The sequence below is a fragment of the Dyella sp. genome (assembly GCF_051954575.1).
Classification (GTDB): Bacteria; Pseudomonadota; Gammaproteobacteria; order Xanthomonadales; family Rhodanobacteraceae; genus Dyella_B.
The window spans coordinates 1-26,283 of record NZ_JBQCHP010000179.1; the positions used below are offsets into that span (position 1 = coordinate 1).

General features: G+C 62.7%; 20 protein-coding genes and 1 pseudogene. 8 read left to right on the forward strand and 13 right to left on the reverse strand.

Annotation, left to right across the window (positions count from 1 at the left end; genetic code table 11):
• Positions 1–4 precede the first annotated feature (4 nt).
• Positions 5–1,924: a copper-translocating P-type ATPase gene (locus ACTHNE_RS20570; RefSeq protein ID WP_440270217.1), complete on the forward strand. Its 1,920-nt coding sequence runs from the start codon at positions 5–7 to the stop codon at positions 1,922–1,924.
• A gap of 61 nt (positions 1,925–1,985) precedes the next feature.
• Here the strand turns inward: ACTHNE_RS20570 and ACTHNE_RS20575 are convergent, their stop codons facing one another.
• Together ACTHNE_RS20575 and ACTHNE_RS20580 are read right to left on the reverse strand one after the other, a co-directional pair.
• The gene (locus ACTHNE_RS20575; RefSeq protein WP_324939487.1) at positions 1,986–2,855 is read right to left on the reverse strand and encodes a manganese catalase family protein; all 870 of its coding nucleotides are present in this window, start codon (positions 2,853–2,855) and stop codon (positions 1,986–1,988) included.
• A 170-nt stretch (positions 2,856–3,025) separates the two neighbouring features.
• Complete coding sequence (locus ACTHNE_RS20580) at positions 3,026–4,312, reverse strand: Nramp family divalent metal transporter (protein WP_324939485.1); 1,287 nt, start codon at positions 4,310–4,312, stop codon at positions 3,026–3,028.
• Positions 4,313–4,488: 176 nt separating this feature from the next.
• Between ACTHNE_RS20580 and ACTHNE_RS20585 the strand changes: the two genes are divergently transcribed.
• Positions 4,489–4,815 carry a hypothetical protein gene (locus ACTHNE_RS20585; RefSeq protein WP_324939481.1) on the forward strand — a complete coding sequence of 109 codons (327 nt, stop codon included), beginning with the start codon at positions 4,489–4,491 and terminating at the stop codon, positions 4,813–4,815.
• 208 nt (positions 4,816–5,023) lie between these two features.
• The gene (locus ACTHNE_RS20590; RefSeq protein ID WP_324939477.1) at positions 5,024–5,416 is read left to right on the forward strand and encodes a KGG domain-containing protein; all 393 of its coding nucleotides are present in this window, start codon (positions 5,024–5,026) and stop codon (positions 5,414–5,416) included.
• Between the two features lie 212 nt (positions 5,417–5,628).
• Here ACTHNE_RS20590 and ACTHNE_RS20595 read toward each other — a convergent pair whose 3' ends face one another.
• The 5 genes and pseudogenes from ACTHNE_RS20595 to ald all read right to left on the reverse strand — a co-directional run bounded on the left by ACTHNE_RS20595 (position 5,629) and on the right by ald (position 11,615).
• Positions 5,629–7,860 (reverse strand): xanthine dehydrogenase family protein molybdopterin-binding subunit, encoded by a 2,232-nt coding sequence (locus ACTHNE_RS20595; RefSeq protein ID WP_324939474.1) that lies wholly within the window; start codon positions 7,858–7,860, stop codon positions 5,629–5,631.
• 9 nt (positions 7,861–7,869) lie between these two features.
• On the reverse strand, positions 7,870–8,868 hold the full coding sequence (locus ACTHNE_RS20600; RefSeq protein WP_440270189.1) for an FAD binding domain-containing protein: 999 nt from the start codon (positions 8,866–8,868) through the stop codon (positions 7,870–7,872).
• A gap of 12 nt (positions 8,869–8,880) precedes the next feature.
• A pseudogene (locus ACTHNE_RS20605) lies at positions 8,881–9,324 on the reverse strand ((2Fe-2S)-binding protein); the annotation flags it as partial.
• A 268-nt stretch (positions 9,325–9,592) separates the two neighbouring features.
• Positions 9,593–10,252, reverse strand: coding sequence for a glutathione S-transferase family protein (locus ACTHNE_RS20610; protein ID WP_324939465.1), 660 nt, complete (start codon positions 10,250–10,252; stop codon positions 9,593–9,595).
• 244 nt (positions 10,253–10,496) lie between these two features.
• Positions 10,497–11,615 (reverse strand): alanine dehydrogenase, encoded by a 1,119-nt coding sequence (gene ald / locus ACTHNE_RS20615; RefSeq protein ID WP_324939461.1) that lies wholly within the window; start codon positions 11,613–11,615, stop codon positions 10,497–10,499.
• Between the two features lie 166 nt (positions 11,616–11,781).
• Between ald and ACTHNE_RS20620 the strand changes: the two genes are divergently transcribed.
• Positions 11,782–12,255 carry an Lrp/AsnC family transcriptional regulator gene (locus ACTHNE_RS20620; protein WP_324939458.1) on the forward strand — a complete coding sequence of 158 codons (474 nt, stop codon included), beginning with the start codon at positions 11,782–11,784 and terminating at the stop codon, positions 12,253–12,255.
• 200 nt (positions 12,256–12,455) lie between these two features.
• Positions 12,456–12,785: a TfoX/Sxy family protein gene (locus tag ACTHNE_RS20625; protein WP_324947903.1), complete on the forward strand. Its 330-nt coding sequence runs from the start codon at positions 12,456–12,458 to the stop codon at positions 12,783–12,785.
• Between the two features lie 35 nt (positions 12,786–12,820).
• Here the strand turns inward: ACTHNE_RS20625 and ACTHNE_RS20630 are convergent, their stop codons facing one another.
• From ACTHNE_RS20630 to fdhF, 5 genes are all read right to left on the reverse strand, one after another.
• Complete coding sequence (locus tag ACTHNE_RS20630; RefSeq protein ID WP_440270190.1) at positions 12,821–13,345, reverse strand: peroxiredoxin family protein; 525 nt, start codon at positions 13,343–13,345, stop codon at positions 12,821–12,823.
• 173 nt (positions 13,346–13,518) lie between these two features.
• Positions 13,519–14,607 (reverse strand): transporter, encoded by a 1,089-nt coding sequence (locus ACTHNE_RS20635; RefSeq protein WP_440270191.1) that lies wholly within the window; start codon positions 14,605–14,607, stop codon positions 13,519–13,521.
• A gap of 164 nt (positions 14,608–14,771) precedes the next feature.
• Positions 14,772–15,134, reverse strand: a complete 363-nt coding sequence (locus tag ACTHNE_RS20640) for a DUF2946 family protein (protein ID WP_440270192.1) — start codon at positions 15,132–15,134, stop codon at positions 14,772–14,774.
• Positions 15,135–15,449: 315 nt separating this feature from the next.
• Positions 15,450–15,929, reverse strand: a complete 480-nt coding sequence (locus ACTHNE_RS20645; protein ID WP_440270193.1) for a DUF1641 domain-containing protein — start codon at positions 15,927–15,929, stop codon at positions 15,450–15,452.
• Between the two features lie 331 nt (positions 15,930–16,260).
• Complete coding sequence (gene fdhF / locus ACTHNE_RS20650; RefSeq protein WP_440270194.1) at positions 16,261–19,233, reverse strand: formate dehydrogenase subunit alpha; 2,973 nt, start codon at positions 19,231–19,233, stop codon at positions 16,261–16,263.
• A 357-nt stretch (positions 19,234–19,590) separates the two neighbouring features.
• Here fdhF and ACTHNE_RS20655 point away from each other — a divergent pair, with 357 nt between their 5' ends.
• From ACTHNE_RS20655 to ACTHNE_RS20665, 3 genes are all read left to right on the forward strand, one after another.
• Entirely contained in the window at positions 19,591–21,567 is a 1,977-nt protein-coding gene (locus ACTHNE_RS20655; RefSeq protein WP_324947891.1) for a hybrid sensor histidine kinase/response regulator, read from the forward strand.
• A gap of 440 nt (positions 21,568–22,007) precedes the next feature.
• Positions 22,008–22,265: a hypothetical protein gene (locus ACTHNE_RS20660; protein ID WP_324947889.1), complete on the forward strand. Its 258-nt coding sequence runs from the start codon at positions 22,008–22,010 to the stop codon at positions 22,263–22,265.
• 101 nt (positions 22,266–22,366) lie between these two features.
• Entirely contained in the window at positions 22,367–22,675 is a 309-nt protein-coding gene (locus ACTHNE_RS20665; RefSeq protein WP_440270195.1) for a DUF3247 family protein, read from the forward strand.
• 350 nt (positions 22,676–23,025) lie between these two features.
• Here the strand turns inward: ACTHNE_RS20665 and ACTHNE_RS20670 are convergent, their stop codons facing one another.
• Positions 23,026–25,983 carry an EAL domain-containing protein gene (locus ACTHNE_RS20670; RefSeq protein WP_440270196.1) on the reverse strand — a complete coding sequence of 986 codons (2,958 nt, stop codon included), beginning with the start codon at positions 25,981–25,983 and terminating at the stop codon, positions 23,026–23,028.
• Between the last annotated feature and the right edge of the window lie 300 nt (positions 25,984–26,283).

Genomic DNA, 26,283 nt, shown 5'->3' on the forward strand with positions numbered 1-26,283 from the left:
GGACATGCGTCTGCCGCAGGCATGGTCAGGCGCGGCGGGATGGATGGAAGCCCTGCTCGCGACGGTGGTGGTGCTGTGGGGCGGTGCGCCGTTCTTCGCGCGCGGCTGGCGCTCGCTCAAACCGTGGCAACCGAACATGTATACGCTGATCGCGCTGGGTACCGGCGTGGCGTGGCTCTACAGCGCATTGGCGTTCCTGGCGCCGTCGATCTTTCCACTGGGCTTTCGCGACATGCATGGCCGCGTCGGCGTGTACTTCGAATCGGCCGCGGTGATCGTCACGCTGGTGACGCTGGGCGATTTCCTGGAGTGGCGCGCGCGCCGGCGCACCAGCGCCGCGTTGAAGGCTTTGCTGGGCCTGGTGCCGAAAATCGCGCATCGCTTGTCCGACGGCGAAGAGCACGACGTGCCGCTGGATCAGGTGCAGGCCGGCGACGTCTTGCGCATACGTCCCGGCGAAAAAGTGCCGGTGGATGGCATCGTGTTGAGCGGCCACAGCCAGGTGGACGAATCGATGCTCACCGGCGAATCCATGCCAGTAAGCAAGAGCGAAGGCGATCCGCTCACCGGTGGCACGGTCAACCAGCAAGGTGCCTTGACCATGCGGGTGGAGAAAGTCGGCGCCGCCACGGTGCTGTCGCAGATCGTCGCGCAAGTGGCGCAGGCGCAGCGCAGCAAGGCGCCGCTGCAGCGGGTGGCCGATCGTGTGGCCGCGTGGTTCGTGCCGGTGGTGATCGCAGTGGCCGTGCTGGCCTTCGCCGGCTGGACCTGGCTCGGGCCGGAACCGCGCCTGGCGCATGCATTGATCGCCGCGGTGTCGGTGCTGATCATCGCCTGTCCCTGCGCGCTGGGCCTGGCCACGCCGATCTCGATCATGGTGGCGAGCGGCCGCGGTGCGCAGCAGGGTTTGCTGTTCAAGGACGCCGGCGCGATCGAGGCGATGCGCGAGGTCGACACGCTGGTGCTGGACAAGACCGGCACCTTGACCGAAGGCAAGCCGTCGCTCACCACGCTCCTTACGCTGGATCAGCACGAGCGCGCACACCTGCTCGGTCTGGCCGCCAGCCTGGAACAGGCGAGCGAACATCCGTTGGCCAGGGCGATCGTCGCTGCGGCGAAAGACGAGGGCGTGGGTGTTCCCGCGGCCACCGATTTCCAGGCGCACGTCGGTGGCGGCGTTAGCGGGCAGGCGCAAGGGCGGCAGCTGGTGTTCGGCAACGCGCAGCTGATGGAGCAGATGCACGTCATGCTGTCGGCGGAGACGCTGGCCAAGGCCGAACGCCTGCGCGGCGAGGGCGCCACCGCGATGTTCCTGGCCATCGACGGCAAGGCCGCCGGCGTGTTCGGCGTCAGCGATCGCATCAAGGCCGATACGCCGCAAGCGCTCGCCAGCCTGAAGGCAGCCGGCATGCATATCGTGATGCTGACCGGCGATCACGCCACCACCGCGCAGGCGGTGGCGCGCACGCTGGCGATCGACGAAGTGCACGCCGGCGTTTCACCTGCCGGCAAGGCCGCTGTGATCGACAACTTGCGCAAGCAGGGCAGGCGGGTGGCGATGGCCGGTGACGGCATCAACGATGCGCCAGCCTTGGCGGCGGCGGACATCGGCATCGCCATGGGCCACGGCACCGACGTGGCGATGGAAACCGCGCAGGTGACCTTGGTGAAAGGACAGCTCGGCGGCATTTTGCGTGCACGCATGCTATCGGCCGCGACGGTGAAGAACGTTCGCCAGAATCTGTTCTTCGCCTTCGTCTATAACGCGGTTGGCGTACCGCTGGCGGCCGGAGTGCTGTATCCGCTGTTCGGCATCACGCTGTCGCCAATGATCGCGGCGCTGGCGATGAGTCTGTCGTCGGTATCGGTCGTCGGCAATGCGCTGCGCTTGCGCATGCATGGCGATACCCGGATTTCCTCGTAGGTTGGGTAGAGCCCCGGATCAAGTCCGGGGCTCAGCCCAACCTATGTGGGCGTTCTCTGCATCAACGCCCGCCCAACTCTGCACCGGTGGTCGGATTGCTTTCCGTATTCGACGCCGTACGCGTCGCAAACGCTCGCACGCAGGCCTGGTCTTCCGAATCCAGCTTCACCTGCGCGTGGCCGTCGCCGCCGTCCATCGCCACGAACTCATCGATATTGCTGATGTATTTGAAATTCTCGTCGCTGTTCCACGGGCCGCGCGTATCGCCTTCGCCCTGCGAGGTGTTCACGTACACATGCGCAAACCCGTCCTTGCCGGGCAGTTTGCCGGGCGGAAAGTTAGGTTCGATGGCGTAGAGCGCCTTTTCGAACGATAGCTGGTGTGCGATCTCGCGCGTCATCAGGAACCCTAAGGCATCCTTCACACCCGGATCGTCGGTCACGTTGATCAAGCGCTCGTAGATGATCTTCGCGCGCGCTTCGGCGGCGATGTTCGAACGCAGATCGCAGGTGGGGTCGCCGATGGAATCGATGTACGCCGCGCTCCACGGCACACCGCCGGAATTGGTCAGCGCGGGGCCGCCGCCGTAGAGAACCTGCGTGACGTGCGAATCGTTGCCGGCGCCTTGCAATGAGCGATACAGATCCGCGGCCTCGGCCACCCCTTCGGCCAGTTCGCCCTTGGCGCCGCGGTTGAGCATGGCGACGATCGAGCCGATCACCTCCAGATGGCTCAGCTCTTCGGTGGCGATATCCATCAGCATGTCCTTGCGGCCGGGATCTTCCTCGGCCAGGGCCTGGGTGAAGTAGCGCATGGCGGCGGCCAGTTCGCCTTGCGGGCCACCGAATTGCTCCAGCATCAAATTGGCCAGTCCGGGATTGCATTCGGCGACGTGGACGGAATACTGCAACCGCTTGTTGTGAGAAAACATGGTGTGATTCTCCGTAGATCGTATGAGTTGCGGCACCTGGCAGGCAGCCGCTTCGGAGCTTGATGTGTCTTGGGGTCGATGTGCAGTGCGGAGGCGATACACGCTTTCGCGGCGCTAATGTGGGCGCGTAGCGGTCGAGGTGCGGTCAACCGTGTGTCGAGAATGCGCGATCAGAAGCGCAGCAACAGCATCACATTGAGCGCGATCACGAACGCGGCGCAGGCAATCGTCGTCAACCACATCCACGCGCCGCTGCGATCGTTGCCCATGATCTTTTTGTCGCGCACGAACCACACCAGCGCCAGCATCGGAAACGGCAGCGCGATGCTCAGCACCACCTGGCTCAGCACCAGCGCCTGCGTGGCGTTCATGCCGAGATAGACCACCACGAAGCTGGGTAGCATGGTGACCAGCCGGCGGAACCACAGCGGTATCTGCATGCCGACGAAACCTTGCATCACCAACTGCCCCGCCATCGTGCCAACGACCGAGCTGGACAGGCCCGAGGCGATCAGCGACACCAGGAATAACGTCGCCGCGGCCGAGCCGAGCAAGGGCGTAAGGCTGTGATACGCGGCCTGGATTTCGGCCACGTCGCGATGCCCGGCATGGAAAGCGCCCGAGGCCATCAGCACCATCGACACGTTGATCAACCCGGCGATGCCGAGCGCAACGCTCACTTCGATGCTCGAGTAGCGCAACACGCGCTTGCGCTCATGCGGGGATACCGAAGGAAAACGGCGTTGCGTCAGTCCCGAATGCAAAAACAGCGCGTGCGGCATCACCGTTGCACCGATGATGCCGGCGGCGAGCAGCAAGGCTTGCGAATCCTGCCATTGCGGCGCCAGCAACTGGCGGCCGGCGTGCAGCCAATCCACCGGTACGATGAAAAGTTCCAACAGGTACGACAGGCCGACGATGCCCACCAGCGCGCCGATGGCCAGTTCAAGCCGCCGAAATCCACCGCCTTCCAGCAGCAGCAAGGCATACGTCATCACCCCGGTGACCAGCATGCCGGCCCACAACGGCAGGCCAAAAATCAGGGCGATGCCGATCGCGCCGCCAAGAAACTCGGCAAGATCGGTGGCCATCGCGGCGATCTCGCTCACGATCCACATCAGCCCGACCAGCGGCTTGGGAAAATTTTCGCGGCAAAGCTCCGCCAGGTTCCTGCCCGTGACAATGCCCAACCTGGCGGACAAGCCCTGGAACAGCATGGCGATCAGGTTCGCCGCCAGCACCACCCACAGCAGGCCGTAGCCATAGCGCGCACCGGCCTGGATGTTGGTGGCGAAATTGCCCGGGTCCATGTACGCCACCGACACCACGATGGCCGGACCGGCAAACGGCAGCAGCGCGGCCATGCCACGGCGCTTGCCATCCAGCACGGCGCGCATTTCGCGCATGGCCATCTCGTTGGCACGATCGGCGGCAGAGACGTTGTACTTGGCGTCCAAGGTCGCGGTTTCCGGTTGATTGCATGACCGATGCTAGAGAGCGCGCCGTGCAAAGGGTGCGTATGCGTGCATGGAAAACTGCGGTGTCGATGAGTTTGTTCATGCCCCGGCGACAGTCTCTTCCTGCCGAACGATGCATGCTTTTGCGGCAATCCTCCGCGTACGAGGTTGACCCCATGAAAGAGGACACCATTTCCCTGGCGGGCACCACCCGGGCCATCGTCACGGTGCTGCGTACGCTACTGGATGCGCAGCCTGACCAGGACGGCACCTGGGAACGCCTGCGCGCGCAATATCGCCAGGCCATCGCCGGCTACGATGCCGACCCTTCGCTGCTGGGCGAACGTACCTCCTTCGATGAAGTCTTCGACATGCTCGGGGTCGACGTGCATGACGATTTCCGTGTTGTGCGCAGCGTGCGCCACGCCAGCAGACGGTTACCCGATGTCGATACCGCAACGGCCACGCCGACCGATGGCGTGGACGATGCCTCGTTGTATTGACCCCTTTGCAGTGGAAGCGCCGCGCCTTCCGACTCCCCCTCCGACATGACGCGCGCTTCCGCTGCAATCCTCACAGGCGCTTGCCTGCTGATGTTGAACTCTTTTTCACCGCAGCAAGACTTCGAGTACAGATGAGTAACGCCATGATCGCCTGGTGCGACACAAGAGCGTGTCGTGCGCTGTCCTGTTTTTCTTTGGAGTTACAACAATGGCAAATCAAAGTTCAGACAACAATCGCGGTGGACAAGGTGGCGGACGTGGATTCGCCGGCATGGACGAATCGCGGCAACGCGAGATCGCGAGCCAGGGTGGACGTGCGGCGCACGAAAGTGGCCACGCCCATGAGTTTTCCTCAGAAGAAGCCCGCGAAGCCGGCCGCAAAGGCGGTGAGGCGGTAAGCCAGGATCGCCAGCATATGTCCGCCATCGGCCAGAAGGGTGGCGAGGCGGTGAGCGAGGATCGCAGCCATATGGCGGATATCGGCCGCAAAGGCGGCGAAAACAGCCATGGCGGTGGCTCACGTTCCACCGGCGCCAGTTCTCGCGGCGGTAGCAGCGAGCAGCACGCCGAGGCCGGCAGGCAAAGTCACAAGAACACATGACCGGTGACTTTCCCTCCCCTGTATGCAGGGGAGGGAGCCTCTCTTCAGCGCGGTGTGCATGGGCCGGATGGACGTCGTAGGTTGGGGTGCAAACCCCAACGGTCGTCATCTTGACGGCTCGCGCAATTCGTCATTGTCCCCCGTCCATGCATGGCAATGTTGGGGTTTGCACCCCAACCTACAAATGAGGTTACGCCGCGAAAAACGCTTCCTCACGCCACCTTCGACACTAACAACTCCTCAACCCGTATCGGCAAATCCCTGACCCGCACGCCCGTCGCGTGATAAACCCCGTTGGCAATCGCCGCCGCAATCCCCGCCAAGCCGATTTCGCCAATCCCCCGCGCGCCCATCGCGTTGAAGCGCGTGTCGGGATAATCCAGAAACTCCACATCCATCTGCGGCGGCATGTCCGCGTGGCTGGTCATGATGTAGTCGGCCAGGTTGCTGTTCACCACCTTGCCGTTGCGTGCGTCGTACAACGCTTCCTCGAACATCGCCATGCCGATGCCCATCACCACTGCGCCTTCGATCTGGTTGCGGCCGGTGAGCGGATTGATGATGCGGCCGGCGTCGATCACCGTGACCGAGCGCGTGACGCGCAGGCGTGCCAAGTGCGGTTGCCATGCCACTTCGGCGAAATGCGCACCGAAAGAATGGGTGGAGTATTCCTTTTGTTTCTGGCCGAACGTCGCCTTGGCCTTGCCGTGGCCTTCGACTTGCGCGACGCGCGCCTGGTCGAGAATGTCGCGGAAATGCCGGCCCGCAGAGGGGCTTTGATCCTTGCGGTGCACTTTGCCTTCGCTGAAGGCGAGCTGCGTGGCATCCACACCTTTGAAGTGTTCGTCGTCCATGGCGAGCTTGATCAACTGCTCGCCGGCTTGCCCGACCGCTTCGACCAGCGCAGGCACCATCGAGCCGGTGGCCATGGAGCCGCCGGACCACGGGCCAGGCGGAAGATTGCTGTCGCCGATGACGACGTTTACCGCATCGACGTCGACGCCGGTGAGGCCCGCCGCCATTTGCGCGATGACGGTGTAAGTGCCGGTGCCGATATCCTGCGTGCCGCTGGCCACGCGCACACTGCCGTTGTTGAACAGGGTGATTTTCGCTTCCGCATTGAAGCGTTCGGCCATCCAGGTGCAGGCAGCCACGCCCCAGCCGAGCACGCTGTCGCCATCGCGCATGGAGCCGACAGCGGGGTTGCGGCGCGACCAGCCGAACAGTTCGGCGCCGCGCGTAAGGCATTCGGGCAAGTGGCGCGACGAGAACGGGATGTTCTTCATCTCGTCCTTGGCCGGTTCATTCTTCAGGCGAAACTCGATTGGATCCATGCGCAGCGCAATCGCCAGTTCGTCCATCGCCGATTCCAAGGCGAAGGAGCCGGGCACCTTGCCGGGGCCGCGCATGGACGTGCCGACGCCTACGTTGCGTTCGGCGTACGCGCCGGTGACGCGCAGGTTAGGCGTGCTGTAGAGAAAGCCGGTGGCTTCGCCGCAGTCCTCCTGATAATCGGAACCCGGCGAGCGATGGTCGATGTAGTCGTGCTGCAGCGAGACGAGACGGCCGTCCTTTTCCGCAGCGATGCGCAGGCGCTGTTGCGTATGCGGACGATGGCCGACGTTGTGGAACATCATCTGCCGCGATACCACCACCTTCACCGGGCGATGCAGGTCGCGCGCGGCTGAAGCCGCCAACAGGGCTTGTGGCCACGGCCATAGTTTGCCGCCGAAGCCGGTGCCGAGAAATTCGGTGATCACGCGTACGTTGTCGGTGGGCACGCCCAGCATCTGCGCCATCACCGAGCGGTAATTCATGATCGCCTGCGTGGTTTCGTAGAGCGTGAAATGCGTGCCGTCCCACAGCGCCACGCTGGCGTGCAGTTCGATCGGGTTATGCGTTTCGGTGGGCGTGCTGTAAGTTTCGTCGACCTTTACTGGCGCGCGCGCGTAGGCGCCGTCGGGATCGCCGCGTTCGGTCTGCGTTTCTGGCGATTTTTCCGCGCTCAGCCTGGTGGACACGGAAGGCGCTTGCACATCGGTATAGGTCACCTTGACTGCATTGGCCGCCGCCAGCGCTTGTGCGTAAGTGTCGGCCACGATAAATGCCACATATTGGCCGTAGTAGCGGATGCGATCGTCGTCCAGCGGCGGGCGCTTTTCATCGATCATCGCCTTGCTGGCCTTGGATACCTGATAGAACGTGCCGATGTTTTCGTGCGTATAGATTTTCTGCACGCCGGGCATGCGCGCGGCCGCCGTGCTGTCGATGCTGGCGATGCGTCCGTTCGCAATGGTGGCGCATACCGGCACGCCCCAGAGCATGTCCGCAAAGGCGAAGTCGGAGCTGTAGCGCGCGGCGCCGCTTACTTTCAGCGGTCCGTCGATGCGCTTGTGCGCACGGCCGACGACGGGCAGGGTGGTGAGGTTCTCGCGTTGCGCCATGACGGTTCCTCAAGCGGTGACCTGGGTGAGCGCGTGCGCAAGGCAGCGCCGGGCCAGCTCCAGCTTGAAGCCGTTCTGGCTTTGCGGCTTGGCGTTCGCCAGCAGCGCCTGCGCGGCGTGCTCGAACACGGCCGGCGACGGCGCCTGCCCGGTGAGCACGCGTTCGGCTTCGTGCGAACGCCAGGGACGCGTGGCGATGCCGCCCATCGCGATGCGTGCGTTGGCGATCTTTCCATCTTGCATCGTCACGACCACTGCCGCGGACGCAAGTGCGAACTCGTAGGATGCGCGGTCGCGCAGCTTCAAATAGTGCGACCGTGTACCTGCCTGCGGTTTCGGCAGCAGCACGTACGTAATGAGATCGCCGGGTTCCATCACGGTTTCCACCTGCGGCGTATCACCCGGAAGCAGGAAGAACTCGTCGATGGGGACGCTGCGCTCGCCCTTGCGTCCCTGGATCACGATGGTGGCTTCCAGCGCGGTCAGCGCGACGTTCATGTCCGAAGGGTTGGTGGCGATGCAATGCGGACTCACGCCAAGAATCGCCAGGTTGCGGTTGTAGCCTTCGATGGCCGGGCAGCCGCTGCCGGGTTCGCGCTTATTGCATGCGCTGGCGGTATCGCGAAAGTACACGCAGCGCGTGCGTTGCAGCAGATTGCCGCCGGTGGTGGCCATGTTGCGCAACTGGCCGGATGCGCCCGCCAGCAGTGCCTGCGACAGCACCGCATAATTGCGTTCCACCTCCGGCAGCACGGCAAGATCGGCATTGCGCACCAGCGCGCCGATCTTCAGGCGGCCGTCCGCCGTGGTTTCCACTCTATCCAGCGGCAGATGATTGATGTCGACGACTTGCGCGGGACGCTCCACGTCCAGCTTCATCAGGTCGACCAGCGTGGTGCCGCCCGCCACGTAGCGCACCTCTGCGCCTTGCTGCGCGGTGGATGCGTGCGCGCCGGCCTGGATCGCCTGCTGGATGTCGCTTGCACGGGAAAAGGCGAATGGCTGCATGTCGAACCTCGCTCAGCCGCGCCGTACCTGCTTGATGGCGGCCAGAATGTTGCGATATGCGCCGCAACGGCAGATGTTGCCGCTCATCGCTTCGCGCAGTTGCGCATCGGAGTCGCCCCATTTTTCCTTCAGCACAGCCACCGCGGACATGATTTGGCCGGGCGTGCAATAGCCGCACTGGTAGCCGTCGTGATCGACGAACGCCTGTTGCATGGGATGCAATGCGCCAGGCTGGCCGAGGCCTTCGATGGTGGTCACCTCATCGCCGTCGTGCATCGCGGCCAGGCTCAGGCATGCATTCACGCGGCGACCGTTGACGTGCACGGTACACGCGCCGCACTGGCCGTGATCGCAACCTTTCTTGGTGCCGGTCAGCTGCAATTCGTCGCGCAACGCATCCAGCAAGCTCATGCGATTGTCGACGGTGAGTTCCCGCGGCTTGCCGTTGACGACCATGCTCACGTGCGTGCGCATGTCCTCGTGGCGGGGCGATTGCTCATGCGCCTCGCCATGCACGGCGCTTGCGTGGGCGCTGGACCATCTGAATCCGGAAGCCATGCCAGTCATCCCGATCATCTGCAGAAAATTTCGGCGGCTGAATGCAGGCTCCGGCGGATCGGTTGGATGCTCAGGCATGCCGCTTTCCCTCGCTGCGAAGGTGACGGGGATTCAACCGTACTTGCGGTTAGGGTGATGTGCAGGGCAGGCCAATGGCGCGGCCAGATCAGTCGCGATCCGGCGCACCCAACGGAAAGAGCGGACGATACGGCCGCGCCTCGTCCACCGCGCGTGCGAAGGACGGACGCGCAAGCAGGCGCTTGCGATACGCGAGCAGATGGCCGAACGCCGGATCGATGCGATGCGTCCAGTCCGCATAGAACAGCGCCGGCGCCGCGCTGCAATCGGCCAGGCTGAAGCTGTCGCCGGCGGCCCATTCGCGATCGGCCATGGTTTTGTCCAGCCAAGCGTAGGCGGTTTCGAGCGCCTTGCGCGCTTCGCGCACGCCATGCGCATCGCGATCGGCTTCCGCACGCAGCGCATCGGACACGATCTTCTGCTGCGGCGCGAATACGTACAGGTCGAAACAGCGATCCATGAAGCGGACTTCCAGTGCATCGCGTGGATTTGCCGGGAGCAGCGACACGGGGCCAGGATGATGCAAGGCGAGATGCTCGATGATGATGGTCGATTCCATGATCGGCGTATCGCCATCGACCAGCAGCGGGAAGCGCTGGAACGGCCACATCGCGGCGAACTCGGCGTAGTGCTGCGGTTGTTCGCTCGACAGTACGCGCCACTCGAAGGGGACGCCGTTTTCGTAGAGGGCGATCAGTACTTTCTGGCAGTAGGAGGAGAAGGGGTGGGCGTATAGCTTGAGGCTCATCGTGCGTTCCTGTGGTGGTGTCTATCCGTGCGACGAGTGGGAATTAGCAGAATCGACAAAATATCCTCACCGTCATTCCGGCGAAGGCCGGAATCCATGCTTCGTCCTGGCGATGGATTCCGGCCTTCGCCGGAATGACGATGGGGCGAGAGTGGAGTAAGGAGAAACGTTTAGCTCACCAAGTAAAAAGGCCGCCATTCCAAAGAACAGCGGCCTTCAATCAACCAACGTAAATCCCTAAGCGTTACATCCCCAGCACGCTTTCCGCCTTCGTATACGGCAGGTTGTGCGCCTGCGCCACCGGCTCGCAGGTGACCTTGCCTTCGAACACGTTGAGGCCATTGCGCAGATGCACGTCTTGCTGCAGCGCCTTCTGCCAGCCGTGGTTGGCCAGCGCGAGCGTAAAGGGCAGGGTGACGTTGTTGAGCGCAAACGTGGAGGTGCGCGCCACCGCGCCCGGCATGTTGGCCACGCAGTAATGCACCACGCCGTCCACCACATAGGTGGGATCGGAGTGCGTGGTGGCGTGCGAGGTTTCCACGCAGCCGCCCTGGTCGATGGCGACGTCCACGATCACCGCGCCCGGCTTCATCGTGCGCACCATCTCGCGCGTCACCAGCTTGGGCGCCGCGGCACCCGGCACCAGCACCGTGCCGATCAAGAGGTCGGCGCGGCGCACCAGTTCCTCGATCGCCGAGCGGGTGGAGAACACGGTGGAGATCGAGGTGCCGAACTGCGTGGCCAGGCGCTTGAGCGCTTCGGCCGAGCGGTCCACCACGGTCACCTTCGCGCCCATGCCCACCGCGATGCTGGCCGCGTGCGAACCGGACACGCCACCGCCGAGAATCACCACTTCGGCCGCGGCCACGCCGGGCACACCGCCGAGCAGCACGCCACGTCCACCCTGGGCTTTTTCCAGCGCATGCGCGCCAACCTGCGGCGCCAATCGGCCGGCCACTTCGGACATCGGCGTCAGCAGCGGCAGCGAGCCGTTCGATGCGGTGACGGTTTCGTAGGCGATGCAGATGGCGCCGGAATCGATCAGGTCGCGGGTCTGCTCCGCATCGGGCGCCAGGTGCAGGTAGGTGAAAAGGATCTGGCCCTTGCGCAGCTTCTTGCGCTCCACCGCCAGCGGCTCCTTCACCTTCACGATCATGTCGGCGTCGGCAAAGATCTGGTCGGCGCTGTCGACGATGGTGGCGCCAGCGGCGACGTAATCGGCATCGGACAGCCCGGCGCCCACGCCGGCGTCCTTCTGCACCATCACCTGATGGCCGTGGTGTACCAGTTCCTGCACAGACGAGGGGACCAGGCCCACCCGGTATTCATGGTTCTTGATCTCTTTCGGTACACCGATGCGCATGACTGGTTCTCTCGACAGATGGTAGGAAAAGGTGGCGGCGCCAGCCTTCCGCGACCGGCGCGGCGCGCAGTATGATCGAGCTGTTGCGCAATTTCTCGCTCATTACGCCGATGAATCGGCCAATTTTTCGCATTAACTGCGAATAATGAACGCAAAGATAGAATTTATGACGAATCCTTTTTCGCCCCTGGACGAACGCGACCGCGCCATCCTCCGGTTGCTGCAGGAAGACGGTCGCTTGGCCAATGCCGAGCTGGCCCAGCGGATCAATCTTTCCCCCTCCGCCTGCCTGCGCCGGGTGAAGCTGCTGGAGGAGCGGGGCCTGATCTCCCGTTATGTGATGCTGCTGGACGAAAAGGCTGCCGGCCTGTCAGGCACCGCCTTCGTGCTGGTGACGCTGGACCAGCAAGGCCGAGCGGCGCTCGACGCCTTCGAGGTGGCGATCCAGAAACATCCGGAAGTCACCGAATGCTGTCTGCTGGCCGGCGCGGCCGACTACATGGTCCGTGTGGCATATGCCGACTCGGCGGATTTCGAACGCATCCATACCGAGATCCTCACCCAATTGCCGGGCGTGGTGCGCGTGCAGTCGACGCTGGCCTTGCGCACAGTGAAGCGCACCACTGCGCTGCCGGTGTAACGCTAGACTTAAGGCAACACTGATCAAGTATCACCGTCGTCACCAGCCCTGTATGTCCGCCTGCCGCAGGTACCCGTCACTACAGACGGCCAGTCTGCCTTCGCCGACGGCCCTATGGCCTGCGAACAGACAGGGCTGGTGACGACGGTGATACTTGATCAGTGTTGCCTTAAGCACATACTTCCGATGGGAACCCACGCATGGCACGCGACCCAGGACTCGAAGAGCTGTTGAACGAAGAGCTGCAGGATGAGCGCGGCCTTACCGGCAAGGCCATGTTCGGCGGCTGGGCATGGCTGTTGAACGGCAACCTGCTGTGCGGCGCCCGCAAGGACGGCTTGCTCGTGCGGCTGGGCAAGGGCAACGACGCCTGGGCGCTGAAGACGCGCGGCGTGGTGCCGATGATCATGGGCGAGCGCCCTATGCATGGCTGGGTGCGCGCGGCGCCGGAAGCCTATGGCGACGATGCGCTACGCCGAAAGCTGCTGGATGCGGCGCTCGCATTCGTCCGTTCGCTGCCCGAAAAGTAGATTGGGATGCCAACCCAGCTATCGCATCGTGTCGATTACGAACGGTTCAACAGCGGCGTCACCACCTGATCCAGGCGTTGCTGCGTCCACGCCGGTTGCTTGTCCTTCCAGCCGTTGTCGACCAGCTTGCCATTGCGATCGATGGTGAAATTCACCGGCAGATGCCAGATGCGTCCGTAGCCGGGCACATGCGGATCGCCCAGCAGGCCGACCGGAAAACGCAAGCTGCCGGCGACCTTGCGCACCTGGTCGAGATTGTCCGGCCCGTCGAGGCTGAAACCGAGCACCACCAGTCCGTCCTTGGCGTGTTCGCTGGCGTAGCGCGAGAGCAGGGGCAGCTCGTCGCGACATGGATCGCACCAGGTGGCCCAGAACGTGAGGATCACCGTTTTGCCGCGCAAATCGTGCAAGGCGATGTGCTTGCCTTCGAGCGTGGTGAGCGTGATGTCGGGCGCGGGTTGGCCGATGACCAGGTCGTTGGCGAATGCGGTGTGCGCAACCAGGCACAGCATCAGTGCGATGCATGTGCGCGATAGAAACGTGTTGAGTAGTTTGGACATGAGTTGTCGTTCATTCTTGCCGATACGTTCCCTCCCCTACGCGTAGGGGAGGGTTAGGGTGGGGTGAGGCAACCTCGCAATGCACGTCAAATGTGCGGCAAGCCTGAACAACCCCACCCCAGCCCTCCCCCCGGATCAAGTCCGGGGCAGGCTCTGCAAGCAGGGGAGGGAGCCTAAAGTCGCATGCTCACGCCCACCGTTCCCGTCCATCCCGGAAACACCTGATAGCCCTGCAGGCGGCTGTAAATCGGCACCTGCACAAAGGCATACACCTGCAGGTTGCTGCTTACGCTCGCGCTGATGCCGGGGCTGAGATAGGCCACGGTACCTTCGGTATCCGGCACGTCGGCGAGGTAACCCTGGTCGGCCATCTTGTGCGACCAGTTGAGCTGCAACTGCGGTACCCAGTTGGCATGCGCTTCATAACGCAGGCCCACGCTGACGGTAGTGAGGTTGCCGGGACGATAGTCGGCGCCCGGCCGGTTGAGGTTTTCCTTTACCGCGGCCTGGAATTGCGCGCTGGCGAATGCATCGAAGTCCTGGCTCACCGGCTGGTAGTAATACGCGCCAGCGATCAAGTCGGTGCTGCCGGTACCGGCCTGCAGATCCGTATCCAGCGATTGACCCATGCCGGGGCCGTTACGAAACGTGACCGGATGGCCGACAAGATTACCGTCCACGTCCTGTCCGCCGTAATTACCGGTAGGCAGCTTTACGCCGAACTGCACGCCCAGGTTGTGCATCGGCAAAAAGCCCTGGTAATTGGCCAGGATCTTGATGTCACCCAGGCCGGCGACGTGCGCGCCGCTGAGCTGGTCCGGCGCGGTTTGCGCCGGCGTGTAAGGCTGCAACTGCGTGCCATAGGTGCTGTGATCGCGGATCACGTACGGCACGATCATGCTTACGCCCCAGTCCGCATTGAAGCGATACATCGCGGTGAGGTTGATGTAGCGGTTGGTGGTGTTCTTCTCGATTTCTCCGCCGCCCAGCGCGGGATTGGCCGGCTGGTCGACCACTTGTTCGGCCGTGGCCTTGCGGCTGCCATGGCGCAGCTGGTTCTGGTCGATATAGGTGTAATCGAGATTGATGCGCCAGCCGGACATGGTGGAATAACCGGTGGCGGCGTCGGTGCTGAGCGTGCAGCCGCAGGTTGCGCACGCCTGCACGGCTGGCGGCAATGCAGTGGCGGCAAGCAATGCGGCAAGCGTCAGGCGCTGACGCGATCGCACGCGGGTGGCGCGTGGGAGTGGATGAGGACTCATCGAAAGGAAACTCCTGTACCGTTGCCGCCTTCCAAGACGGCAACGCAATCAAGGCGGGCCGCGGGCAATGGCCGCGCGCGACGCATCGCACACGCTGCCCGCAGCGTTATCAGTGCGCATGGCGGGCACGGCACGATGGCCGGCCAACGTCCATGCGTAGCGTGTCAGCTCAGGTGCGGCGGGCCACGAGGAGCGGCGCTGAGACGTGGCGATGCAGGCGTGTCGTCGCTGCGATGAATGGATGCCGGCGGCAAGGCGGGCGCGACCGGTGCCAGATAGACCACCGTGCCGGAAGCGAGCAGCGGTGTGTGATTGAGCAGTACGCAATAGCTGCAGCGCTCGGTCGGATCGGCCGGTGCCTGCGGGTGTCTGGTAGCGTCGGCCTGGTGAACCGGGCAATCGCCCTCGGCGGCGGAAGTGGCCGCGCCGGCCATGCTTCGCGACAGCACCGGCATCACCACGATCAAGGCCATGGCCAGCATCGCCAGCCATGTCACGGATCGAAGCGGACGCCTGCCTTGCAGCACGTTGGGTTCCCTGGAGGATGAGTGCGGTAGACGCGTAAGCGTAGCATGTGGCTATGCGTGCGGCTTGCATAAGATGCCGCAGCTGGGAGCGGCATGTCTGTCTATTTAGGCGAGCCCCATAGCACCTCACCGTCATTCCGGCGAAGGCCGGAATCCATTTATATCCATGCGAGATACATGTCGATTCAATGAAGCTCTGCGCAACGGCCAGCATGGACTCCGGCCTTCGCCGGAATGACGGTGAAGTGAGATTGATGGTTATGTTGAAACACCAGACGATGCGCTCCGTAGCATGTCGTCAATCACTCAACCACTTCACGCATCACTCGGCTTCCCCGTCACCGCCGAAATCGGCTTCTCCGGCGCCGGCTTGCGCATCCCTTCACCCAACGCGAGCAAGCCTTGCACCAATGGCGAAAGCGCATGCCATGTCTCTTCATCCTTCAGCGCTTTGTACAACCCACGCACGCCAGGCGGTTCTTTCTGAGCTGGAGGTTCTTCCGCCGCAGCCAGCAGCGCATCTTTCACCGTGCTGGTGATCTTGTAGAAGCGCGAGGGTGGAATCTGTCCAAGCATCATCAGCAGGGCGGCGATGTTCTGCACTGCGTAGCGCGAGCTTTCCAGATTGAGGCCTTCGAAAAGTATGCCGACGATATCCTGCCTGCCGGCGGCAAGATCGTTGGCCAAACGCAGCAACCCGGAACCGTGCAGGGTTTCCAGCAACTGCTCCAATTCCTCGCGCGCGGTGGGGCCGATCGTTGGCGGCTTGGGCTGATAGCTGATGGGTTCGGCCATAAGGATGCCCTGATCTATTCCACGTACCCGTCACCGCACTGTATGCGCGCCTCGAGGTTTTTACGTGGTGAAGGCAGACTGGCTGTCTGTCTCGGCACTGTGGCGCAGCGAGGCGCGCATACAGTGCGGCCCCAACATTCCGAGTTAAATGACGGGGTGACGTCCAGAAGGCCCGCAGGCTGCGCCGCGCGGCTTGCACGCGGGGAGGGCACATGGATGTGCCCGGCTTTGAGGAGCGAGGAACAGACGGCCAGTCTGCCCTGCGCCACGCAACACACCCTGCGAGCCTTCTGGACGTCATGCCGGGTGCGTGGAATAGATCAGGGCATCCTTAAAGTGTCTCGGGATGTTCGATGGTGCTCGGCGGTTCTTCGTATTCGGCGCGCTGCCATTTCTGTTCCGCATCGGGCCCCAGGTTCGGCGTGCGTTTGCCGTAGCGGTGATTGCGATACGGCAATGGCGGTTCGCCTTTCGGTTGCGGCAGTTTCTCGATACGCACGGCCAGTTCCTTGTAGGCGGGCGTGTTGACCTCCGCATCGTGATGCTCGCCGGTCAGCATGTTGACGCCGGGCTTGGAGTGATGGATAGGCAGGTACATGGTTTTGCCGCTGACGCGATCGGTGACGGTGGCGCGCACGTCCACCTGCGCGCGGCGCGAGATGATGCGCAGCCAGGTGCCGTCCTCGATGCCATGTTCGGCCGCGAGTTCAGGGCTGATTTCCACGAACCAGTGCGGTGATTCGTGCCGCACGCGCGGGCCGCGCCCGGTCTGGTTGGTGGACTGGAAATGTTCCAGCAGGCGGCCGTTGTCGAGCAGGATGTCGAACGTGGCGTCGGCTTCTTCGGCTGGCGCTTCCCACTTCACTGGATGCAGCTTCGCCTTGCGATCGGGGAAATGAAAACCGTCGGTGTAGAGCAGGGGCGTGTCAGTGCCGTCTTCCTTCACCGGCCACTGCAGCGATTTCCAGCCTTCCAGGCGTTCGTAGCTGACGCCGGCGAACATCTTCGCGATGCCGGCGCATTCGGCCATGATCTGCGACGGATGCGTATAGCCCCAATCGTGGCCAAGCTGTTTGGCCAGTTCGGTAAGGATCTGCCAGTCGGGCCGGCTGTCGCCGAGCGGCTCCATTGCCTTGTAGAAGCGTTGGATGCGGCGCTCGGTGTTGACGAAGCTGCCGTCCTTTTCCACGCTAGTGCAGGCGGGCAGGATCACGTCGGCGAATTCCGCGGTGCGGCTGGGGAAGATGTCCAGCACCACGAAGAATTCGAGCTGTTTGAACGCCTTGATCACGTTCTGCGTATCGGCATCGGAAATGGCGGTTTCCTCGCCGATCACCATCATCGCTTTCACTTCGCCCTTGGACGCCTTCTCCACCATGCTGAAGTTGTCCAGCCCCACTTCATCAGAAAGATGTTCCGGCGGCACGCCCCAGGCCTTGGCCCAGCGTTCGCGCGCCGCCTGGTCGGTGACTTTTTCGTAGCCCGGATACACGTTCTTCAGGCAACCGAAATCGCTGGCGCCCTGCACGTTGTTGTGGCCGCGCATGGGATAACCGCCGGTGCCCGGGCGGCCGTAATTGCCGGTGACCAGCAACAGGTTCGACAAGGCCGTGCTGGTGTCCGAACCGTGGCTGTGCTGCGTGATGCCCATCGCCCACAACAGGCAGACCGACGGCGCGTGCGCGATCATCTCCGCCGCTTGCACGATCTGCGCTCGCGGAAGACCGGTAGTGCACTCGGCGAATTCCAGCGTGAACGGTTCCAGCGATGCGCGGAATTCGTCCAGGCCATTGACGTGCGTGCGGAGAAACACCGTGTCTTCCAGGTCGTGATCGAAGATGTAGCGCGCAGTGGCGCAGGCCCACGCCAGGTCGGTGCTGCTTTTTACCCTCAGATGGATGTCTGCACGCGCCGCCATCTCGTGCTTGCGCGGATCGACCACGATCAGCTTCTGCCCGCGCAGCTTGTGCGCCGCCTTGATGCGCGCGGCGATCACCGGATGGCATTCGGCAGTGTTGGAGCCGACCAGGATCACCAGCGCAGCCGATTCGATGTCCTTGATCGAGCCGGCATCGCCGCCGTAACCCACGGTGCGGAACAGGCCCTGCGTGGCAGGGTTCTGGCAATAGCGCGAGGAATTGTCCACGCTGTTGGTGCGGAAGATCAGTCGCGCGATCTTCTGCGTCAGATATGCTTCTTCATTGCTGGCCTTGCTGGAGCCGATAAAGCCGATCGATTTCGGCCCATGCCGGTCGTGGATCTGCTTGAGCCGCTTGGCGACCAGGTCCAGCGCCTCGGCCCAGGTGGCTTCGCGGAATTGGCCGTTCTCGCGGATCAGCGGGGTGGTGAGGCGTTCCTTGGCGTTGACGAAATCCCACGCGAACTTGCCTTTTATGCACGTGGAAATGCCATTGACCGGGGCCTGTTCCACCGGCTGCACTTTCAATATCTCGCGTCCGCGCGTCCACAGCTCGAACGCGCAGCCCACGCCGCAGTAGGGGCACACTGTTTTCGTGCGCTTGATTTCCTGTTGCCGCAAGGCGACGTCGATCTTGGAAATGGCGGTGATCGGCGGCGCGCCGGTCGTATCCTCCAGCGCCTTGATGAAGTCGATCATCGAGCGCTTGGTATCGGCCTTGATCGCGGTGAAGGGGCCGGCATCCGGTTGCAGCGTGCGTTCCAGCAGGGCATTGCAGGGGCATACGGTGACGCAGTGCCCGCAGGAGACACAGCTGGACTCGCCGATCGGCTTGCCGGCATCCCACAGTACGCGCGGATGCGGGTTGCTGTAGTCGATGCTCAGCGTCTCGTTGACTTCGACGTTCTGGCACGCTTCCACGCAGCGTCCGCATAGGATGCACTGATCCGGGTCGTAGGTATAGAACGCGTTGGATTCGTCTTTTTTGTGTGGTTTTCGCGTGAATTTGTAACGCTGGATGGCGATGTCCATGTTGGCGAAGGTGTTGTGCAACTCGCAGTCGCCGGTATTGTTTTCGCACACCGTGCAATACAGCTCGTGCTTGGCGAGGATGCGATCCATGGCTTCCTCGCGCGCCTTCAGCGCCGCGGGCGAATCGGTCATGACGACGTCGCCCGCCTGGACTGTGGCAGCGCAGCTGCGCACCAGTTTGCCGTTGACCTCCACCATGCAGGTGTCGCAGGTTTGCAGCGGGCCCAGCGTTTTCAGATAGCAGACATGCGGGACGTCGATGCCCAGCCGCGTAAGGCCGTTCAGCAAGTTATCTGTGGATGGAAGTTTGTGTTCGAACCCATTGATAAGTACGTTGCAGGCGTCATCTGACATGGAAAGCTCGGCCTCGATGCATCGGTAGGCGCCTGTGCACGGATTACATCAGCGCGTCCCTGCTGTTTTGCCACCGTTGTCGTATGCGGTGCGATGAGCGAGGGTGACGCGAGGGTGAAGCGCTTGGGGATGTATGCCTGCTTGCACTTCCCAAAATGAGCAACATGTACTTACATGAAGCTTGCTTGAGGTTCACAATCGGAGCACGCACAGGTGTCCATTGTGCGTGCGACCGACGATGACACTTTGCAAACCTTTGACGTACAACGCTGGCTGCGTTCTTGCAGGGGAGGATGCCGTGTTTTCTTCATCGCTTCTTCACATTTTCGCTCCATGGTTATGACGGCTTAAAGGCGCATGGCAAACCTATCTACGAAGATTGCCGCTACTTCTCTTTCATCGCAGGCTGCTGAAAACAGGTACCGTCTGATGGTCGAGTCGATCAGGGACTACGCCATTTTCATGCTCGATACGCGCGGCGTGGTGGTCAGCTGGAACCGCGGCGCAGAACGCATGACCGGCTATCGTGCGGACGAGATGATCGGCCAGCACATCGAATGTTTTTATTCATTGCGGGATCGGGACGAAAACCTTCCGCGTCGCGAGCTGGACATCGCCCGCAACGAGGGGCGCCATGAATGCGAAAACTGGCGTCTGCGCAAGGACGGGCAACCCTACTGGGCGCATGCGGTGACCGAGCCGGTGCATGACGAAAACGGCGCGCTGACCGGCTTCGTGAAAGTCGTGCGCGCGCTTCCCGAGCGCAAGGAAGCCGACAAGACCTTGCGCCGCAGCCAGGAGCAGTTCCGCCTGCTGGTGCAGAGCGTGACCGACTACGCGATCTTCATGCTGGACAAGGATGGCCATGTGTCCAGCTGGAACTACGGCGCCGAGCGCATCAAGGGCTACCGGCCCGAGGAAATCATCGGCAAGCATTTCTCCTCGTTTTATACCCAAGCCGACCGCGACGCGGGCGAGCCGCAGAAAAACCTGGCGCGCGCCGCCATTCACGGGCGCGTGGAAACCGAAGGTTGGCGCGTACGCAAGGACGGCACCCGCTTCTGGGCGCATGTGATCGTGGACCGCATCCTGGACGACAACGGTGAATTGATCGGTTTCGCCAAGATCACGCGTGACGTGACCGAGCAGCGCGAAGCGGCGCAGGAGCTGGACCGCGCACGCGAGGCGTTGTTCCAGTCGCAGAAGACCGAAGCCATCGGCAAGCTCACCGGGGGCGTGGCCCACGATTTCAATAATCTGTTGATGGTGATCCAGAGCTGCCTGGACATGATGGAGCTGAAGCTGCCGCAGGATTCGCCGCTGCGCCGGCTGGCGCAGAACGCGCAATCGGCGGTGCAGCGCGGCGCTGCGTTGACGCAGCGCATGCTGGCCTTTGCGCGCAAGCAGGAATTGCGCGTGGCGCCGGTGGACATCGTGTCGCTGGTGGCCAACATGACCGAACTGCTGCGCCGCTCGCTGGGTCCGCAGGTCAATATCCGCACCATGTTCCCGGCCGCGCTCAATGCCGTGAAAACCGATGCGAACCAGCTCGAGCTGGCGCTGATGAACCTGTCGGTGAACGCGCGCGACGCCATGGACGAAGGCGGCAACCTGACCATTGCCGCGCGCAACGTCACCATCAACGCCACGCATTCCACGCGGCTCGCGCCCGGCGACTACGTCTGCCTTTCGGTTACCGACGAAGGCGAGGGCATGGACGAGGAAACGCTGGCGAAGGCGACCGAACCGTTCTTCACCACCAAGGGCGTGGGCAAGGGTACGGGCCTGGGTCTGTCGATGGTGCACGGCCTGACCGAGCAATCGGGCGGGCGCCTAGTGATCAAGAGCAGCAAGGGTTTCGGCACGCGGGTGGAGATGTGGCTGCCCAGCGTGGCTCCGCAGACGGCGCACGACACGGGCGATACGACGGTGGTGCTGGTGTCGACCAAGCCGACACATGCCGCGCGCAGCCTGCGCGTGGTGATCGTGGACGACGATCCGCTGGTGCGCACCACCTCCGGCGCGGTGCTGCAGGATATGGGGCATCGCGTGACGGAAGTGGCCTCCGCCGAGGAGGCATTGCAGATACTGGAAAGCAGCCAGGACGTCGACGTCCTGATCACCGACCACGCGATGCCGGGCATGACCGGCGCCCAGCTCGTCAGCGAGGTCAATATCCGCTGGCCCACGCTGCCGGTGGTGCTGGCGACCGGGTATGCGGAAATTCAAGAAGACTTGAGTGACGGGGCGACGCGCTTGTCCAAGCCGTACGATCGCCTGGGCTTGACCGAAGCGATTGCCAAGGCGGTGGAAGATCGGCGGGTGCATGCTTGAGTGAGCGTTCGGTACTTGCTACGCATCGCCTGATGTGGTGATTCGCAAATAACTTTCTGAGTGAGCTCCTCTCCCTCCGGGACCCGATTAGCGTCGGATCTCAGCTGTGCGATTGAACGCTCCCTCCCCTGCGAAGTAGGGGAGGGCTGGGGTGGGGTCAGGCAACCCCGCGATGAGTCCGTGCTGTGCGGCAAGCTCGTGCAACCCCACCCTAACCCTCTCTTGCACGCAGGGGAGGGAACACATGCCGGCAAGCTGAGATTCGACGCAGGTCCCGGAGGGAGAGGGGCTTATGCGTAGGACTGCCGCACTTATTGTCTCGTTCCAAGAGCAATTCCTAACCAGCCGCACTACAAACTCCTAACGGTGCTTAGCGCAGATTAAATACCCGGGCAGCGACCGCTGCCGCGGGCAACCGTAAGCGTGGTGGAGGCCCTTTCATGAACACCCCTGGTTTCACGTCCCCCGGCAGGTCTCCGGGGTCGCCGCAGTCGCTGTGGCATATGTGTTCGGACTACATCAGCCGCATCGTGCATCCGGCCGCCAAAACCCCGCCGGTGCGCACGCGTCGGCAGGAACTGCTCGCCGCCCAGGAACAGAAACGCCGCGAGCAGCGCGCGCACGTGCTGGAATTGCTGCGCGAAGTGAAGGACAAGCATCAGCAAGAATCACACGATCGCGACAAGCTGCAAGCTTGACGCCACGTTTCGTGCCGGCCCGCCTCGTGACGGGCCGGCCACATCCCCTTTACGGCACGTCGTCCAAGCTCACCTCCGTTCAAGCGATAGCGGATAGCGACATGGGACGTTCGGCCGAACGCGTCTACACCAGCCCCAGCGACATTGCCCAGCTCGAGAAATGGGTGGACGAGTTGGCCGTGAATGCGGCCGTGCGCATCGTCAAGCACGATGGCGCAACGGTGGAGGGCGTGGTGAGCGTCACGCCCACGGTGCAGCTGTTTCTGGACCCCAACGACCAGGAAGGCATGAATGGCGTGGTGCGCCTGATCGACCGGAACCGGCCGGATTGGGATGGCTTGGTATGGCTGGGGGATATTCGCGATATCCAGCATCTGGATTCGGTGCGGATGGGGACGAGCAAAGCGTAGGTTGGAGTGCAAGCTCCAACATCTCGGTGCATGCGTGCATGGCATTGTTGGGGTTTGAACCCCGATATATCCCCACGTTTTTGAGCGTGGTTCCGAGGGAAAGCCAAGATCTACACTGATCTCGTTTCAAAGCGAGTCGTCATTCCGGCGAAGGCCGGAATCCAGTTTGAATACGTCGTGCGCAGCACACAAAACCATTTATGGGGTGTGCTTCGCACGCCATTTTTGACTGGATTCCGGCTTTCGCCGGAATGACGACGCTATTTTTTGTCGATTAGAAAGAATGCAACCTACGGATTCTTCGGGTATCAAAAAGCAAAAACGTGGGGATATAGGGTTTGCACCCCAACCTACGTCGTTCCTGGCGACGCCGGCGGATCCATCCAATGCGCCATCGGCGCGGGGCTGCCCAAAAGATAGCCTTGTCCCATTTCACAGCCCATGCTCACCAGCGTTTCCAGTTGCGCCTGGGTTTCGATGCCTTCGGCGATCACCTGGATATTGAGCGCATGCGCCAGGGCCAGGATCGCGGCCACCACGGTTGTGCTGTTGCTGCTGCCGGCCTTGTCCAGTTCGTGCACGAAGGCGCGGTCGATCTTCAGCATGCGCAAAGGCAGGGAGTGCAGATAGCTGAGCGAGGAGTACCCGGTGCCGAAATCGTCCAGTGCCGCGCCCACACCCGCATTGCGCAGGCGGTCGAGCACGGCGCGCACGCTTTCGGGGTTGTCCAGCAGCGCGCCTTCAGTCACTTCGGTGATCAGGCGAGAGGGCGAGAGGCCGGTGCGCTCGAGCATTTTCATCACGCGCACGTCGAAGTCGACATGGCGCAAATGCAGTGCCGAAACGTTGAAGGTGATGAATGAATCGTTCAAGCCGTGCTGGGCTAGCAATCGGCAGCTGAGTTCGAACAGGCGCCAGTCGATCGCTTCGATCAGGCCGCTGTCTTCGGCGATTTTTACGAAATCCGACGGTCGCAACAGACCGCGCTGCGGATGGTTCCACCGGATCAGCGCTTCGTAGCCGACCACCTTGCCGTCGTTGAGCTGGCAGATCGGCTGGAAGTGCGGCTCGAACTCGTTCTGCCGCAGCGCCTTGCGCAGCTCGCTTTCCATCGCGAGTACGTCCACCATGCCCTTGGCCAGTGCCTCGTCGAACACCACGAAGCGTTTGCGGCCCAGTTCCTTGGCCTGGTACAGCGCCATGTCCGCATCGCGGATCAACTCGTCCGCATCCAGGTAGCTGGAATCGCCGCAAGCGATGCCTACGCTGACGGAGGGTTCCAGTTCTTTGCCGGAAATGCGCAGCGGCGTCGCCACCGCCTGCAGTACGCGGTCGGCGATGATGGTGGCCGTGTTGGTGTTCTCGATGTCTTCCAGCAGGATGGCGAATTCGTCGCCGGAAAGCCGCGCCACCATATCCGGCTCGCGCACGTGCGTAAGCAGGCGCACGGCAACGGCCTTGAGGAATTCGTCGCCGGCCAGGTGGCCGAGACTGTCGTTGATCACCTTGAAGCGGTCGACGTCGATATACAGCAATGCGCAGCGACGGTTCGGATCGCTTTGGATGCCATGGAGTACGCGATCCAGCCGCTCGCGCAGGTAACCGCGGTTGGGCAGGCCGGTAAGCGGGTCGTGCATCACCTGGTGATGCAGTTGCTGCTGCATCTGTTCTCGCCGCGCGATCTCAGCACGCAGTTCCTGCGTGCGTTCTTCCACGCGATGCTCCAGCCGTAGATTGGCCAGGTGCAGTGCTGCGGCGGAACGGCGGCGGTAGATGCTGTTGGCGATCTGCAGCGCGACGAAGCTGAGCAGTTCCTGTTCCTGCGGGCCGTAGCCGGTGTCGTTTTCGTAGCTTTGCACGGCGACCAGGCCGATCACCGACTCGTCCACTTTCAGCGGCACGCCCAGCCAGCAGGCCGATGGCTCGCCGATATGGTGGGGCACTACTTCGCCATCCTGGGTAAGCGCGACGATGTCATCGCGCGTACCGGACCACGGCAGGCCACGGCGCAATACGTATTCGCTGAGGCCGCGACCGACCGGGCGCGATAGCTGGTGGCGCACGCCGGTATCCATGAAATAAGGAAATTCCAGCTTGGTGCGGTCGTCGCTGAGCAGGGCGATGAAAAAGTTTTTCGCATCCAGCAATCGACCGACCACGGCGTGCACGCGCTCGTAGAACGCGTTTTCGTCGATGTCGGCGGTGGCCAGCTGGGCGACCTGGAATAGCGCCTCCTGCAGGCGTTCGGCGCGGTGGCGTTCGCGTACTTCCTGCAGCAAACCGCGGTTGACTTCGGCCAGCTCTTCGGTGCGCTCGCGCACGCGGCGTTCGAGCTCGTCCTTGATCTCCTTGCGTTCCAGCGCGGTAAGAATATGGTTGCCGACGAATTCCAGCAGGGTGAGATCGCTGTACGAATAGACGATGCCGGTGCCATAGCTTTGCACCACCAGCGCGCCTTGCACTTGGCCGTCGCGCAGCATGGGCACGCCGAGCCAGTCGTCGCTGTCGGGGCCTGCGATCACCAGCGGGCCGTTGACCTGTTCAAGCAACTGCTCATTGCTGCCCATCAGCGGCTTGCCCTGGGTCAGCAGGTACCAGGTGAGCGTATGGCGGCGGTCTTCCAGCCGCATGTCGCGATTGGTCTGGGGTTTGTCTTCGTCCTTGATGTCCGCGTAATACAGAAAACGCAACGTTTGCTGTTCCGGATTGCAGCGGACAATGAAGAAATTCTCCGCATACATCAGCCCGCTGACGATGCGGTGGATTTCGCGCAGCATCTCCGGCATGTCCAGCTCGGAACTGGAAAGCTCGGAGATCGAGAACAACGCACGCTGCAGGTTTTCCGAATGTTCCAGCTGGCTATGTGAATCGTAGAGTTCGGCCAGCTTGATGGTGTGGCGCAACTGGCGCACGCCCAGCTGCAGATGGGCGCCCATGTTGGCGAGCAGGTTCTTGGCCGAGCCCTCGATGGTCATGGTGAGCAGCAGCACCACCTGCTGTGCGTCGAGCAGGGCAAGCGCGTGGCGCCGGCCATCGACCGAGGCGCGCACGCCGTCGGCGGCTTTCAATGCGTCGCGCGCCAGGGCGAGTTCTTCCGGATCGGGTGCTTGCGCCTCGGCCGCGCGCTGTTCCTTGCGGTGCGCAAGCATCAGCACGCGGGCTTTGAGGCAATGCGGCTGCGACTGCAACAGGTTTTCGATGAGCGTGCAAACGTCGCCGGGCGTTTCGGCTTCGATCAGGCAACCGAGCCAGGCAGTGTTTTCCGGCTCGTGCGTTGTCGTAACAGGGATAGGAAGACTCAGGCTCATAGCCACCATCTGCCGTCTATGGCTCACCTATCAGTGGGTACGTGCGGTGCAGGAAATGTGAACCCCTGCGGTTAATGAGGCATTGCTGTCACGGCTTTGTCAATCTATCGGCTAAGCCGCTGATGGCTTTAGGTATTCGTCAACGGCAAGGCGCCGGGGGCGGGGCGCCGGCGGGCTGAGCCGTGCTTCGCACAAGGCTTTCCCACAGCACCAGCGGCATGGATGCCGATGCGTTTTTCCGCGCAAAGTGGCTCTCGACTCCCGGCCGGGTTGCTCCATGCTTGGAAAGGGCGTGTGACT